We start from the raw sequence: 13,541 nt of genomic DNA, 5'->3' as shown, positions 1-13,541 counted from the left end.
AAAGTAACCAAAGAAACACGCCGCCAGGTCGCGAGCCGGTGCTGCGCACCGGTGCCCTGTGCTTCTCGGCAAATCAGGGGACGGCGCCGAACTCGCTGCGCTCAAACACCGGCGCCTCTTCGCCCCTGATTCCCCTGCGATGCTCGGCTCGCTCAAGGCGGACCCAAGGTCAAATGCCACGGCTGCACCCAGTAGATCCACGCCATGCGTGGATGCCGTTGCCGTTGACCTTGACCTTCCAGTCCGCCTTCAAGCGAGCCGAGCACCGCAGGTCCGGCGAGGGCGAAGAGGTGCGGGTGTCTGAGCGCAGCGAGTTCCCGCACCGTCCCTCGACGGACCGAGGAGCGCAGGGCACCGGCGTGCGAAGCGCGCCGGCTCGCGGCCGGCGGAGCGTTTCTTTGGTTACTTTCTTTGCGCGCAAAGAAAGTGACACATCTCCGCAGGCGCGGAAATGATCCGCCGGGCATGGCGCGGCGCTACCCATGCGTGGGCGCAGGTGGAACCCGCTCAATCCTTCCCGCGCGCCATCGCCTGGAACACGCCATCACGGCGCACCCACAGGTGGAACAGCGCCGCACCCACATGCATCAGTACCGTGGCGAACAACACATACGCCAGCAGGCTGTGCGCGTTACGCAGCGCGGCATACAGCGCCGGGGTGTGCGGCACGATCGGCGGTAGGTGCAGGCCGCCCCACAGCACGATCGGGTAACCGCCGGCCGACAGCATCGCCCAGCCGATCAGCGGCATCGCCAGCATCAGCGCGTACAGCATCCAATGCGAGGCCTTCGCTGCCAGCACCTGCCAGGCGGGCAGGTCGGAAGGCAGCGGTGGCGGGCGATGGCGCAGCCGGTTGTACAGGCGCAACAGCACCAGTACGCCGATGGCGATGCCCAATGGGCGGTGCAGGTCGATCAGCATCGGCCGCAGGTGCAGCGAGGCGACCATGGTCACACCGATGAACAGCATGGCGATGATCATCAGCGCCATGGACCAGTGCAGCACGCGCGCGAGCAGGTTGAAGTGGCCGTTGCCGGTGCTCATCGTGCGGCCTCCTTCGGTTGCTCGACGTTGCCGGTGGCGCGCTCGCGTTCGCGGCGGTTGAAGGACTGCGAATACACCGCCGAGCGGGCCGCCAGGATCGGATCGTCACTGCCGCGCACGCCGCTGGGCAGGATCAGCGGATCGAAGTTGATCTGCCCGCAGGCGCCCTGTTCCTGCGACTGCATGCGGTCCAGGCTGAGCACGCCGGCCACGACCTGATCACGCGACTCGGGCCACGGTACCGACGGATCATCGATGGCATCGCCGGGCTCGGCGGTGGTCACGACCAGGTTCCAGCGCACCGGGCCGCTGGCCAGGCGCTGCTGCAGTTCCTGGCTGAGGAAATCGACGCTGGCCTGCTTGCGCGTCTCCGCATCCATCTCCACCACCGGCGCCTGCGGTTGCCAGCGCCAGCGCACCGCGCGTTTCTGGCCCTGCGCGTTGGTGAACCAGAAGCTGTTGACGCTGTTGAAGGTGGTGTCGGCCCAGCTGCTGGTCCACGGCGCCGTCTTGGCCCATTGCTGGAAGGCCTGCGCGCTGGGGTACTTGGCCATAACTGCGGCCATCTTCTTCGGGTCGGGCTTGCCGGTGGCCGGGTCGGGAATGGAGGCGCGCGTCTGCTCGTAGAACGCCTCGGCGTTGGGCACGGCGAAGAACGGGAAGCTGTTCATCGCCATCCGCCATTCCTGGCCATCATCGCTGACCATCTGCACCGCGAGGCTGCGCACGCGTGCGGTGTTGTCGGCGCCGTAGGGATCGCCGCCGCCGATCGACAAGCGGCCCATCACCGGCACGCGGCGCTGCGAGAACACCCGTGCGCTGGACAGGGTGGGGGCCTGCGCGCTGGGTTCGAACCAGCCGCTCACGCAGATGCCCTTGCTGTGCGCACGGCGGAAGCCGGGATGGGCCGGGCCGGTGGCCTCGATGGTGTCGGTGAAGCGCTGCGCGGTGAGGCGGTCGCCAATCCAGCCGGCCAGCCAGGCAAAGGCCAGTGCGACGGCGCCCAGAATGAGCGCGATCAGTGCGATCCAGAGCAGCGGCGAATGCCTGCGCGGTGCGCCCGCCGTCTGGCCGGCACGGGTGTAGCGGAAGAGCGACATGGTCGGAGTCCTGCCTTCACGGAGCGTGTGGGTGGTCGACCCACACATCCTCGCAGAACCCGGCCGGGGCCGAAATTCAATTTTTCGTCAGATTTGCCGGGGACGACGTGCCGACCAACGGTCGGCACCCGCCCGATCAGCTGTAGCGCTGCTTCAGCATCGCCCACGCCGAACGCAGCGCCAGCGCTTCGCCACCGGCCGGACGGCCCGGGCGTTCGCCGTCGTTCCAGGCGTACACGTCCAGGTGCGCCCAGCGCTGGCCGTCTTCCAGGAAACGCTCCAGGTACAGCGCGGCCGTCACCGAGCCGGCCATGCGCGAACCGGCGTTGGCCAGGTCGGCGATGCCGCTGCTCAGGTAACGCAGGTAGGGGCGCCACAGCGGCATGCGCCAGACCGGGTCGCGGGTCGCGTCGCCGGCCTGCAGCCACTGCTGGGCCACGCTGTCGTCATTGCTGAAGAGCGCCGGCAGATCCGGGCCCAGTGCGATGCGTGCGGCACCGGTGAGGGTGGCGAAGTCCAGCACCAGGTCCGGCTTCTGCTCACCGGCGAAGGTCAGCGCATCGCACAGGATCACGCGGCCTTCGGCATCGGTGTTGTCGATCTCCACGCTCAGGCCCTTGCGGGTGGCGATCACTTCGCCCGGGCGGAAGGCATCCGGACCGATGGCGTTTTCCACCGCCGGCACCAGCAGGGTCAGGCGAACCGGCAGCCCGCGTGCCATCACCAGGCCGGCCAGGGCCAGTGCATGCGCGGCGCCGCCCATGTCCTTTTTCATGTTGCGCATGCCGTCGGCCGGCTTGATGTCCAGGCCGCCGGTATCGAAGCACACGCCCTTGCCGACCAGCACCAGCGCCGGATCAGTGTCCTTGCCCCAGCGCAGCACCACCAGCCGCGGCGCGCGGTGCGATGCACGGCCCACGGCGTGGATCGCCGGGAAGTTCTGCTTCAGCAGCTCATCGCCGGTGATCGCTTCGACCTGCGCGCCATGTGCATTGGCCAGGGCGCGTGCGGCGTCTTCCAGCTGCTGCGGGCCCATGTCTTCGGTCGGCGTGTTGACCCAGTCGCGCACGCGCAGGCTGGCGGCGATCAGGTCAGCCACCTCGCCGGACGGTGCCGCCACCAGCCGGGCCGGCGCGCGGTTGCGCTTGCGGTAGCGGTCGAAGCGGTAGCTGCCCAGGCCCCAGCCCAGCTGCAGCAGGGCCAGTTCGGCGGCCGGCAGTTCGCTGGCCAGCTGCCACACGCTGCCTTCCGGCAGCGCGTGCGGGGCATGCGCATAGCTGTAGGCATCACCACGATCACCCACACCCATCACCGCACCGGCCAGGCCATCGGTGCCGGGCAGCAAGGCCACGCTGTGCGCGCCGGCGGTGAACCCCTGCGACGCCAGCCAGGCCTGGGTGGCGGCCGGCTGGCCGTCCTTCCAGGCCGCGAACTGTTCGCGGTCCAGCACGTACAGCGGCAGCGCTGCGGCGGTGTCGGCGGTGAAACCAGTGATCTCGCTCATGCGTCAGGTACTCCGGGGTGTGGCGGCGTCGAGGTTGGCGTCCAACCAGTCGGCCAGGCCGGTGAGGGTGTCGAACTGCAGGTCCGGCTGCAGGTGCGGATGGGTCCAGGTGGCTGCTTCGCGGTTGATCCAGCACCCGCGCAGGCCGGCGGCGATCGCCCCGGCCACGTCCATCTCGGCATGGTCGCCGACATGCAGTACCTGTGCCGGCGCCACACCCAGGCGGGTGCAGGCGGCGTGGAAGATGCTTGCCTCGGGCTTGGCCGCGCCGTGCTCGCGCGCGCCCAGCTGGAAGGCGAAATGATGGGCCAGGCCGATCCGCTCCAGATCGGCATTGCCGTTGCTCAGCGCTGCCACCGGCACCCGCGCGGCAATCCGCGCCAGCGCTTCGATCGCATCGGGATAGCACTCGACCTGGTTGCGCGCGGCGAAGAACACTTCGTACGCCGGCTCCAGCAACTCCAGGCTGGCACCACTGGTGTGCAGCGCTTCGTGCAGGGTCAGCCGGCGCAGCGCGCTCAGGTCGTGGTGGAGGTGCGGATGGGCGTGGTACAGGCGCTCGCGCAGTTCGCGCATCGCCGCCACCGGATACATCGCAGCGGTGGCGGGGCTGTGTTCACGCATCCACTCGTGCAGGACCAGGTCGATGCGGGCGCCGATCGGAGCGAACGGCCACAGCGTGTCGTCAAGGTCGAGAGTGATGGCTTGGACGGGGAAATTCACCCCGCCATTCTACGCCTGCCCGCGCGGGCTTTCATTCCAGCAGGCGTGCCCAGCCCTGCATGCCGTCCAGCCGTGCCAGCACCAGCTTGATGCAGACCAGCAGCGGTACTGCCAGCAGCAGGCCGATCATGCCCCAGGCCCAGCCGAACACCATCAGCGCCAGGATCAGCACCAGCGGCGACAGCTTCATCCGCCGGCCCAGCACGATCGGGGTCACCATCTGCCCTTCCAGGGTGTGCAGGGCCAGGTAGGCAGCGGCCGGCAGCAGGGCCTGCAGCGGGTCGCGGAATTCCACGAAGCCCATCAACAGCATCAATGCCACGCCGATCAGTGGGCCCACGTACGGGGCAAAATTCAGCAGGGCCGCCACCGTGCCCCACAGCAAGGCTTCCTGCAGGCCGATGCCGAACAGCATCAGCACGCCGGCGAACACCAGCCCGACCAGGGTGTTGATGACGCTGATGGTCAGCACATAGCGCGAGACCTCCCGCTCGATCGACCGCAGGATGTCGGTGGTGAAACGCTGCTGCTGGCGGTTCGGGAACAGGGCGATCGCTGCGCGCTGCAGGCTCTGCCCGTAGATCATGAAGAACAGGGTCAGCAGCACCACCGCCAGCACCGACGCGGCCAACCGCGGCGCGCGGGTCAGCATGCGGTACGGATCGTCCAGCTGGGTGCGGATCACCTGCACCTTGTGGTTGCTGTCACCGCCGGCCACGCGGGCGAAGTTTTCCGCGGCCTGGTTGGCCTGCTGCACCGGCTTGGTCAGGTCCTGGACCTGGCGGGCCACTTTGCGCAGCTGCTGCGGCGCTTCCTGCGCCCATTCCATCGCCGGGCCGATCAGTTGCACGGCCAGCGAACCGGTCACGCCCAGGCCCGCACCGAGGATCAGCAGGGCGCCCAGCGCGCGCGGAATCCACAGCTTCTGCAGCAAGCGCAGGATCGGGTTGCCGACCAGCGCGAAGAACATCGCCAGCAGCACCGGCAGGATGATGTCCTGCGCGGCCCACAGCGTGTAGCCCACCGCCAGGGTTGCCAGCACCACCAGCGACATCGGCCCGCGCGGCCGCGAGGGCGGCGGCAGCGGCGCCTGCTCATCCTGCGGATCGGCCGGTGACGGGGACAGGAGGGACTCGCTCATCGACGCACCAACCGGGAAGGGGAGCGCATTATCCGCCGGCCGCGATCGGCGCGGCGGATTCCGTGGATCAACGTTCGGACAGCTCGGTGGCCGCTTCGGCCGGGCGCGGTTCGCGCAGTTCCGGTTCGGGTTCCGGGCGCGCTGCCGGTGTGGGCCGTGCTTCCGCGGCGGAGGCCGCCGCTGAGGCCTGTTCGCTGGCATCGTCGGCTTCTTCGGCCGCGTCGTCGGCGCTGGCTGCCGCCTGCGCCGCCATCGCCGTGGCGAACGCGGCCTGCGCGCTGGCGAACAGGTTCGAGACCGAACCCACCATCTGCAGCCAGCGGGCACCGTTGACCTTGCCCGGCACTTCCAGCTTGCCGGCAATGAAGCCACCGGCCAGGCCGACCACCACGATGCGCAGCGGCGACCAGCCCTGTCGCCAGACCTGGCTGAGCGTGGACCAGTGGTCCTGGGTTTCAACCAGGCGCACGGTCACCACCTGTTCGCAGCGTCTCACCCGCCGCTGCAGCGCACCGAACTTCATGGCTTGCCCTCCGGCAACTGCACATCGGCATCGGGGTCGTCTTCGCTGGGCTCGTCGAACAGGCCCAGGCGTGACAGCTGGCGCCGGGTGGCGTGCATGCCGGTGTGGTGGAAGAAGTAGGACACCCGCCAGATCGCATAGCCGGTGACGGCCAGGCTCAGCAACGAGGTGATCAGCAGCGCCTGCAGCCAGCTCAGGCCCCAGCTCTGCAGCAGGGCGATGAGGGTGGCGGCCATCAGCAACCACGCCGACGCACCGAACACGATCGCCACGCCGGCCCAGGCCAGCGCACGACCGAACGCGCTGCGTGCCAGCGCGAAGTCGGCCGAGGCCAGGCGGCGCAGCGAACGCAGTGAATGCTTGGCCGAATCGGCGGCGGCACGACCGGCCGCGCCGACCTGGCGGATGCTCTCATCCAGCGGCGGGGTGGCCGCCGGATCAGGGGCTTGCGCGTTGTCTTCGCTCACGCCGCGGCTTACTTGTCGCTGCTGCCGCGGGCCAGCTTGGCAATGATCCAGCCGGCAGCGAAGGCGACGCCGAACGAGGCCAGCGGACGCTCACGGATCAGCTCGGCGGCGCTGTCGATCAGGTCCTTGCCCTTGTCCATCAACGCGTCGACCTGTTCCTTGGCAGCGGCACCACCGAATTCGGCGGCGGCCAGGCCAGACAGTGCGCTGTCGGACAGTTCGGCCTTGACGTTGGCCTTGCCGATGCGCAGTTCGTCGGTCGCGGCACCGGTTGCGCCCTTGATCGCACCGCCGGCGGCCGTGGCGGCCTGCTTCAGGTGGGAACCGGCTTCACCCAGGTGTTCCTTCAGGTTCTCGGTATTGGTGGGGCTCATCGAATCACTCCTGTTGCGATGGGGGAACGGGTGTCGGCGGTGCCGACCTGGACTGACAGCAATAGCATTGCCGGGGTATAGGGGGTGTTACGGCAGGGCGATCAGCGCATCACGAGCTGGCCCTGCTGCTGGCCATTGTTGCGCAGCACGCGTACCACCAGGGTCGGCGGGCGTTGCTGGAAATTGGCTCGCCAGCTGGCCAGGTCGGCGAATTCACCCACGGTGGCGTCGGTGATGATGTCGCCCTGCTGCAGGCCGTTGGTCGCCGCGCGGCTGCCGCGCTTGACCTCGCTGACCAGCACGCCGCCGACACCCGACTGCCGCAGCGACTCGGGCAGGTCGACGAAGGTGGCACCGGTCAGCCGCGGGTCCAGGCTCTCGCCGGTGACCGCACGCGCCTGTTCCTTCAGCGTGGCCTTGATCTGCAGCGGCTTGCCTTCGCGGCGCACGTCCAGCGCCAGCGGGCTGCCGACCGCGGCCAGGCCTTCCACGTTGTGCAGGGCTTCGGCGCTGTCCACGCGTTGGCCGTTGGCCGAGACCACCACATCGCCCGGCTTCAGTCCGGCCGCAGCAGCGGCCGAACCGGCCAGCACGCGGGTGATCAGGGCACCGCGCGTTTCGCCCAGGCCCAGCCCCTGCGCGATCTGCGCGGTCAGGTTCTGGCTCTCCACGCCCAGCGTGCCGCGCACCACCACGCCGTGCTTGACCAGCTGGTCGACCACGCTGCGCGCCAGGTTGGACGGAATCGCCAGGCCCAGGCCGATGTTGCCGGCCATGCTGCCCTGCGGGTTGAAGCTGGCGGTATTGATGCCGACCAGCTGGCCCTGCAGGTCGACCAGCGCACCACCGGAGTTGCCCGGGTTGATCGATGCATCGGTCTGGATGAAGTTCTGGTAGCCCAGGCCACGGATGCCGCTGCGGCCCACCGCCGAGACGATGCCCGAGGTGACCGTCTGGCTGAAGCCGAACGGGTTGCCGATGGCCACCACGAAGTCGCCCACCCGCAGCTGGTCGCTGTTGCCGAGCTTGATGTCGGTCAGGTTCTGCGCCGGGATGCGGATCAGCGCGATGTCGGTATCACGGTCCGAACCGAGGAACTCGGCCTTCACCGTGCGCCCATCGGCCAGTGTCACCTGCACGTCATCGGCGTTCTCGATGACATGGTGGTTGGTCAGCACCAGGCCTTCCTTGGCGTCGATGATCACGCCCGAGCCGAGCGATTCGTTGATGCGTTCCTGCGGAATGTCCGGGAACAGGCGGCGGAAGAACGGGTCGTTGAAGAAGGGATTGCGTACGCGCACCACCTGCTTGGTGTTGACGCTGACCACTGCTGGCATCGCCTTTTCCAGCATCGGCGCCAGCGACGGCACCGCCTGCCCGGCCACCGCGGCCGGCAACGCGGCCGTGGTCGGCAGCACCGCTGGCAGCGGTGCTGCGTCGGCACGGTTGTCCAGGTGGGCATTGATGCCGGTGGCAACGAAGCCACCGAAGGCGGCGGCGATTGCGAGCGTGAGCAGGGTGGGAAGCGGTCGCATGGGAGTCGGTTCGCTGGCGTGGGTGGGGGCGGTTCGGCCCTACGGTAAAACAAGCTGAATGAGTGTGTCGCGATCTGGATAAATGCGCCATGAAAACCGCAGGCCGAAGAAGGCGGGTGCGGAGGCTGGCAGCAAGGCTGTGGCGACACCCGCACAGGCGACGCCTGCATCACCGAAGACGATCGCTGGGCGCGCGGACACAGACCGATACTTGCGCAGTTCCGCGCAACCGGGCGCCGCAATGCGCCACAACACGCATCGGATGCCGCATCCATGCAACGGCACGCAACGGCCATCTTCGACCACGCGGTGGATGTGGCGTAGTCCTTAAAAAAAGGGGTTTCCTGTGAACCCGCCGCTCCTGCGGCAGTGGTGGGCTACACCATGGCCGTCGCATCAGATGCGATTGCTTGCGCGTGCCCCGTTCCACGATCGTCAATGTCGGTATAGCATCGCCCCGTTTTGATACTTAAGGCCCCCAGGAGGGCAACATGAGCAACGGTAATGGTGTGTCGGTCGTGACCGACGCCGTCGAGAACGTCAAAGAAGCCGCCACCAACGTTGGCGAGACCATCGCCCACGCCGCCGAAGACGCCGTGAAGTCGGTCAAGAAGACCGTCAAGCGCGCCACCAAGGCTGCCGGTACCCGCGTTGCCAAGGCCAAGAAGGCTGTGGCCAAGGTCGAGAAGACCGTTGCCAAGAAGGCCGAGAAGGCCGCCAAGTCGGTCGGCAAGACCGTTGCCAACGCCAAGAAGAAGCTGGAAGCGGCCAAGAAGAACGCCAAGGCCGAAGCCGCTGCCCTGAAGAAGGAAGTGGCCAAGAAGAAGGCCGCTGCCGGCAAGGCTGTGACCAAGAAGGCCGCTGCCGCCAAGAAGACCACCAAGGCCGCCACCAAGGCTGCCGGCAAGAAGGTCGCCACCGTGAAGAAGGCCGCCACCAAGAAGGCCGCCGTCGCGAAGAAGACCGTTGCCAAGAAGACTGCGGCCGCCAAGAAGGTGGTCGGCAAGAAGGTCGCTACCGCCAAGAAGGCCGTGGCCAAGAAGACCGTCGCTGGCAAGAAGGCCGTGGCTGCGAAGAAGGTTGTCGGCAAGAAGGTTGCCGCCACCAAGAAGATCGCCACCAAGAAGACTGCGGCCGCCAAGAAGGTGGTCGGCAAGAAGGCTGCTGTTGCCAAGAAGGCCGTCGGCAAGAAGACCGCCGCTGCCAAGAAGGTTGTCGGCAAGAAGGCCGCCGTCGCCAAGAAGGCGGTGGGCAAGAAAGTTGCCGCCACCCGCAAGACGGTCGCCAAGAAGGCTGCGCCGCTGAAGAAGGTCGCCGCCAAGAAGGCTCCGGCCAAGAAGGCCGTGCGCAAGGTCGCCAAGCGCAAGTAATCGCGCCGTGACCGAAGGCCCTGCCACCCCACCGGGTGGTGGGGCCTTTCGCGTTTCTGGGGCAAGATGCAGGTTCTTCCTGCAGGAGCCCCGGCATGCGCGGTATCGACTTCAGTTCCTGGCAGGGTGTGCTGTCCACGTTGGCCGGCCTGGTTCTGATCACCCTGCTGGGCGTGGGCATCCGCCTGCTGGTGATGCAGACCCTGCAGCAGCGCCGCGAGCGCGAGAACCGGCAGATCAATGAACGGCTGCGCACGCTGATGGCCGCCTACAAGACGCTGGGCGGTTCGTTCACTGGCGAACTGGGCGTGGATCCCAGCCATCGCCGTGACCTGCGCCAGCGCGAAGATGCCGAAGGCATCGCCGAGCCGCGCTCGGACCGTGCGCGGCGCATCCGTGATGCGGTCGAGGCTGCGCTGTCGGACATCCTGCTGCTGGGCACCGACGAACAGGTACGGCTGGCCGCGCGCGCGGCCAACGAACTGGCACAGGGGCGACCGGTACACACCCACGACCTGGTGGTCTCGCTGCGCGATTTCGTGCGCGAAGCGCTGGATCTCGCCCCGATTCCGGCCGACCTGCAGATTCCTCCGCAGGGGCCGACCCGGCCCGGTGCCAGCGGTGGCGGCAAGGGCCGCAACGACGGCGATGCCAAGGGCGCCCGTAGTGGTGGAGGCGGCGGTGGCGGCGGAATGGGTGCCGGCATGGGCGGCATGGGCCTGGGGGCCGGCGCCGCACTGGGCGCCGGCCATGCGTCTGCCAGCGATGACACGGACGCGCGCTGAGCGCGTCCGCCGGGTTCAGCGCGTCAGCTCGTAGAGCGGCACGAAGCCGCCGTAGATCATCCGCGCGCCGTCGAACGGCATCGGATTCTTCGCTGGATCAAACCGCGGGTCCTCCATCATCTTCTTCATGCCGGCGTCGCGGGTCGGCTTGTCCGGCCATTCGATCCAGGAAAACACCACCGTCTCATCCGGCGTGGCTTTCACCGCGCCGAAGAAATCGGTGGTCTTGCCGTGCGGCACGTCATCGCCCCAGCACTCGACCACGCGCAGCGCGCCGTACTCGATGAAAACGGGATCCCCAGTGCGTGCGTGGGCGAGGAACTTCTCCTTGTTGGCGGTGGGTACCGCCAGGACGAAACCATCGATGTAGCTCATTGCCTGCCTCCGGATGGACCGTGCCGCATGCACGGCCTTCAAGTACCCGACGAACCCGGGCGTCGTGGATCGACATCCCGCGCACGCCTGTTCAGCCCGGGCCACCGGGCAGCGGCGCCAGCACCGTCTCCGGTGGCTCCCGGCCGGCCAGGTGACGCACGAAGTAGTCCCACATGCGGTGCGTGTAGGTGGCGTCGTTGCGGAACAGCTCGTGGTCCTGCCGGGCCAGGTACAGCAGGTCGTAGCGGCGCTGGGCCGTGTTCAGGGCCGCTGCCAGCTTCAGGGTCAGTGCCGGTGGTGCGTTCTCGTCCAGTTCGCCGTAGACCAGCAGCAGATGCCCGCGCAGGTTGCCGGCCAGCGCGGCATTGTCGAGCCCGGCAAAGGGCACCGGCACGCCATCGGCCATGGCCGTGGCCGGCAGCACGCCCCCGAACAGCCGGTCCATGCCGTGCAGCGCGCCACCGTACATGCCCTGGAAGTTGTGGCTGCCGGCCGAAGCCACGCCCACCTTGTAGAACGCCGGGTAGCGCAGCAGGGCGCGCGCCGCACTGTAGCCGCCGAACGAATGCCCGTAGATGCCCACCCGCTGCAGATCGATGCCCCGGTAGCGTTCACCCAGCTGGCGCAGTGCAGCGACGTGGTCATCCAGCTGCACATCGGCAGCGTGCAGGAAGCTGCTGTCATGGAACGCCTTGTCGCGGCCGCCGGTGCCGCGCGCATCGATGCTGACCACCACGAAGCCCAGTTCGGCCAGGCTGGCGCGGGATACCGGGTTCTGCGCCGAAACCGCTTCGGCATAGGTCACCGGCGCATTGCTGATGAACGCACCGCCGTACATCGCGTCGATCACCGGGAAGCTGCCGTCATCGTGATAGTCGCGAGGCAGGTAGACGGTGGCGAAGATCGGCGTGCGCCCGTCGGCGGCCAGCAGGCGTTCGCGCCGCGGCGGCCGCCAGCCAGCAGCAATGACCGCCTGCGTATCCGCGGCCTCCAGCACCATCACTTCGCGGCCATCGTCGCTGGCACGCAGCACCGTACGTGGCGGCTGAGCGAGGCTGGACACCGTATCCACCAGGTAGCTGCCGTCGGGCGACAGCGCCTGCGGTGCGCGTCCACCGAACAGCATGCCGGTGCCCGCATCGGCCAGGTGGTCGTTGCCATCGGCGGCCAGGCGCTGCACCGCTCCACCCTGCAGCGATACCCGGTACAGGCCTCGCACGTAGGGATCGCCGCCCTCGACACCACCGGCACTGAAGTACGCCCAATCGCCTGCGCTGTCCACGCCAACCAGGTCACGTACCGCCCAACGGCCACGGGTCAGCTGGCGCATCACCTTGCCGTCGGACAGGCGTACCCGGTACAGATGGCCCCAGCCATCACGCTGCGAGAACCACACGGCCGTGTCCTGGCCAGGCAGGATTGCAACCGAGGCACGGTTGTAGGAATACAGGCTGAGCTGCAGGCGCGCGTCGCCGGCTTCTTCCAGCACGGTGCGCAGCGCACCGCTGCCGGCATCGATCTCCACCAGGCGCAATCGTCGTGGCACGCCGAAGTGCGCGATCGCGGCATACAGCCGGTGGCCATCCCATCCCAGCACGCCGGCTTCGCTGAGGGTGTTCCAGCCCTCGGGCAGGGTGATGTCCCGTTGCCGGCCGCTGCGTACATCGACGATATACAGGCTGTCACGCACCTGCTGTGCATCGCCCAGCAATCCCAGTTTCACCGTGTGCACGCGGGGCCGCGCGCCGCTGGCCGGGGCGCTTTCCAGATAGGGGTAGTCCTGCAGTGCACGTTCGTCGTAGCGGACGCCGGCAACATAGCGCCCATCGGGCGACCAGCCGACGGCGAACGGGCGCACCGGCATCCGGCCCTGACGGCGTGGAATACCGCGCAGGGTGAAGTCCGGCAGTACGCCATAGCCATGACCAGCGACACCGCCGGTGGTCAGCGCCCGCGGTGCCTGTCGGCGTTGCTGCAGCCATAGATTGTGGTCGCGTACCTGCAGCCACGCCTTGCCGTCGGGTGCAGGCAGTGCATCGGCAGGGGGCGCGGCATCCTGAGCCTGCGTGCACTGCCAACGTGGCCACTGGCAGTCGATGCCGGCTTCCCCGCTGAAGCGCAGGCGCAGGCCATCGGCCAGCACCTGCACATTGACCAACCGCAACTGTTGCCCGTTCACCCCCAGGGGCCCCGCAGCGCTGTCCAGCGCGGTGGAATCGAACAGGATCTGCCGGGTGGCCTGCGCCGGATCGACCAGCACGCCCTCGCGCCGACCCTGGTCGTCTTCGCGTTCGTACCAGAAGCGGCCATCGGCCAGCCAGTTCGGCAGGAGCGAGGCATTGCGCAGCGCACCGCGCAGGTGACTGTCGTGCACGCGCTCGGCGCGCTGGTAGTCGGAAGGCTGCAGCGGCTGCGCCGATACAGTGGAAGACATGCCGATGAAGGCGAGGACGGCAGCGCAGAACCGGAACCGCAGCGGGGCAGGCACGTGCAAGGCAACCTCCTGTTGCAAGGGTCAGCGGAATTCGAATGCACGCGCGCCGCGCGCGTATGCCAGACGCAGCCTGAATCAAGGCAAAAAATTCAGCAATGCGAAGACC

General features: G+C 68.1%; 13 protein-coding genes. 2 read left to right on the top strand and 11 right to left on the bottom strand.

What is annotated here, in order from left to right:
* Positions 1-507: 507 nt before the first annotated feature.
* The 9 genes from BKE09_RS09600 to BKE09_RS09560 all read right to left on the bottom strand — a co-directional run bounded on the left by BKE09_RS09600 (position 508) and on the right by BKE09_RS09560 (position 8,411).
* Positions 508-1,044: a cytochrome b gene (locus BKE09_RS09600; protein WP_075675584.1), complete on the bottom strand. Its 537-nt coding sequence runs from the start codon at positions 1,042-1,044 to the stop codon at positions 508-510.
* A complete protein-coding gene (locus BKE09_RS09595; RefSeq protein ID WP_075675583.1) occupies positions 1,041-2,144 on the bottom strand; it encodes a catalase family peroxidase in 1,104 nt (367 codons plus the stop codon). The genes BKE09_RS09600 and BKE09_RS09595 overlap by 4 nt, the downstream gene beginning before the upstream one ends.
* A gap of 136 nt (positions 2,145-2,280) precedes the next feature.
* Entirely contained in the window at positions 2,281-3,648 is a 1,368-nt protein-coding gene (locus BKE09_RS09590; RefSeq protein WP_075675582.1) for a M17 family metallopeptidase, read from the bottom strand.
* A gap of 3 nt (positions 3,649-3,651) precedes the next feature.
* On the bottom strand, positions 3,652-4,371 hold the full coding sequence (locus BKE09_RS09585; RefSeq protein WP_075675581.1) for an HAD-IA family hydrolase: 720 nt from the start codon (positions 4,369-4,371) through the stop codon (positions 3,652-3,654).
* 31 nt (positions 4,372-4,402) lie between these two features.
* Positions 4,403-5,512, bottom strand: coding sequence for an AI-2E family transporter (locus BKE09_RS09580; protein ID WP_075675580.1), 1,110 nt, complete (start codon positions 5,510-5,512; stop codon positions 4,403-4,405).
* 67 nt (positions 5,513-5,579) lie between these two features.
* Positions 5,580-6,035, bottom strand: coding sequence for a protein sip-5 (locus tag BKE09_RS09575; RefSeq protein ID WP_075675579.1), 456 nt, complete (start codon positions 6,033-6,035; stop codon positions 5,580-5,582).
* Positions 6,032-6,502 carry a phage holin family protein gene (locus tag BKE09_RS09570; protein WP_004153834.1) on the bottom strand — a complete coding sequence of 157 codons (471 nt, stop codon included), beginning with the start codon at positions 6,500-6,502 and terminating at the stop codon, positions 6,032-6,034. Before BKE09_RS09570 ends, BKE09_RS09575 begins: the two co-directional genes overlap by 4 nt.
* Positions 6,503-6,510: 8 nt before the next feature.
* Entirely contained in the window at positions 6,511-6,876 is a 366-nt protein-coding gene (locus tag BKE09_RS09565) for a hypothetical protein (RefSeq protein WP_004153835.1), read from the bottom strand.
* Between the two features lie 101 nt (positions 6,877-6,977).
* On the bottom strand, positions 6,978-8,411 hold the full coding sequence (locus BKE09_RS09560; protein WP_014035682.1) for a Do family serine endopeptidase: 1,434 nt from the start codon (positions 8,409-8,411) through the stop codon (positions 6,978-6,980).
* Positions 8,412-8,902: 491 nt separating this feature from the next.
* Between BKE09_RS09560 and BKE09_RS09555 the strand changes: the two genes are divergently transcribed.
* Both BKE09_RS09555 and BKE09_RS09550 read left to right on the top strand, forming a co-directional pair.
* A complete protein-coding gene (locus tag BKE09_RS09555; protein WP_075675578.1) occupies positions 8,903-9,781 on the top strand; it encodes a histone in 879 nt (292 codons plus the stop codon).
* A gap of 95 nt (positions 9,782-9,876) precedes the next feature.
* A complete protein-coding gene (locus tag BKE09_RS09550) occupies positions 9,877-10,566 on the top strand; it encodes a hypothetical protein (protein WP_075675577.1) in 690 nt (229 codons plus the stop codon).
* A 15-nt stretch (positions 10,567-10,581) separates the two neighbouring features.
* Here BKE09_RS09550 and BKE09_RS09545 read toward each other — a convergent pair whose 3' ends face one another.
* Together BKE09_RS09545 and BKE09_RS09540 are read right to left on the bottom strand one after the other, a co-directional pair.
* Complete coding sequence (locus tag BKE09_RS09545) at positions 10,582-10,941, bottom strand: DUF1428 domain-containing protein (protein ID WP_049455507.1); 360 nt, start codon at positions 10,939-10,941, stop codon at positions 10,582-10,584.
* A 91-nt stretch (positions 10,942-11,032) separates the two neighbouring features.
* Positions 11,033-13,375 carry a DPP IV N-terminal domain-containing protein gene (locus BKE09_RS09540; protein WP_170871736.1) on the bottom strand — a complete coding sequence of 781 codons (2,343 nt, stop codon included), beginning with the start codon at positions 13,373-13,375 and terminating at the stop codon, positions 11,033-11,035.
* Between the last annotated feature and the right edge of the window lie 166 nt (positions 13,376-13,541).

It is taken from the genome of Stenotrophomonas sp. TD3 (assembly GCF_001939825.1).
GTDB lineage: Bacteria > Pseudomonadota > Gammaproteobacteria > Xanthomonadales > Xanthomonadaceae > Stenotrophomonas.
The sequence above is the reverse complement of the archived record's forward strand: the minus strand, read 5'-3'. Positions and strand labels throughout refer to the sequence as shown.

What these genes read in the sequence shown, in the direction of transcription:
- BKE09_RS09600 (WP_075675584.1), bottom strand. Translation starts at nt 1,044, where the DNA reads ATGAGCACCGGCAACGGCCACTTCAACCTGCTCGCGCGCGTGCTGCAC.
- BKE09_RS09595 (WP_075675583.1), bottom strand. Translation starts at nt 2,144, where the DNA reads ATGTCGCTCTTCCGCTACACCCGTGCCGGCCAGACGGCGGGCGCACCG.
- BKE09_RS09590 (WP_075675582.1), bottom strand. Translation starts at nt 3,648, where the DNA reads ATGAGCGAGATCACTGGTTTCACCGCCGACACCGCCGCAGCGCTGCCG.
- BKE09_RS09580 (WP_075675580.1), bottom strand. Translation starts at nt 5,512, where the DNA reads ATGAGCGAGTCCCTCCTGTCCCCGTCACCGGCCGATCCGCAGGATGAG.
- BKE09_RS09575 (WP_075675579.1), bottom strand. Translation starts at nt 6,035, where the DNA reads ATGAAGTTCGGTGCGCTGCAGCGGCGGGTGAGACGCTGCGAACAGGTG.
- BKE09_RS09565 (WP_004153835.1), bottom strand. Translation starts at nt 6,876, where the DNA reads ATGAGCCCCACCAATACCGAGAACCTGAAGGAACACCTGGGTGAAGCC.
- BKE09_RS09560 (WP_014035682.1), bottom strand. Translation starts at nt 8,411, where the DNA reads ATGCGACCGCTTCCCACCCTGCTCACGCTCGCAATCGCCGCCGCCTTC.
- BKE09_RS09555 (WP_075675578.1), top strand. Translation starts at nt 8,903, where the DNA reads ATGAGCAACGGTAATGGTGTGTCGGTCGTGACCGACGCCGTCGAGAAC.
- BKE09_RS09550 (WP_075675577.1), top strand. Translation starts at nt 9,877, where the DNA reads ATGCGCGGTATCGACTTCAGTTCCTGGCAGGGTGTGCTGTCCACGTTG.
- BKE09_RS09545 (WP_049455507.1), bottom strand. Translation starts at nt 10,941, where the DNA reads ATGAGCTACATCGATGGTTTCGTCCTGGCGGTACCCACCGCCAACAAG.
- BKE09_RS09540 (WP_170871736.1), bottom strand. Translation starts at nt 13,375, where the DNA reads ATGTCTTCCACTGTATCGGCGCAGCCGCTGCAGCCTTCCGACTACCAG.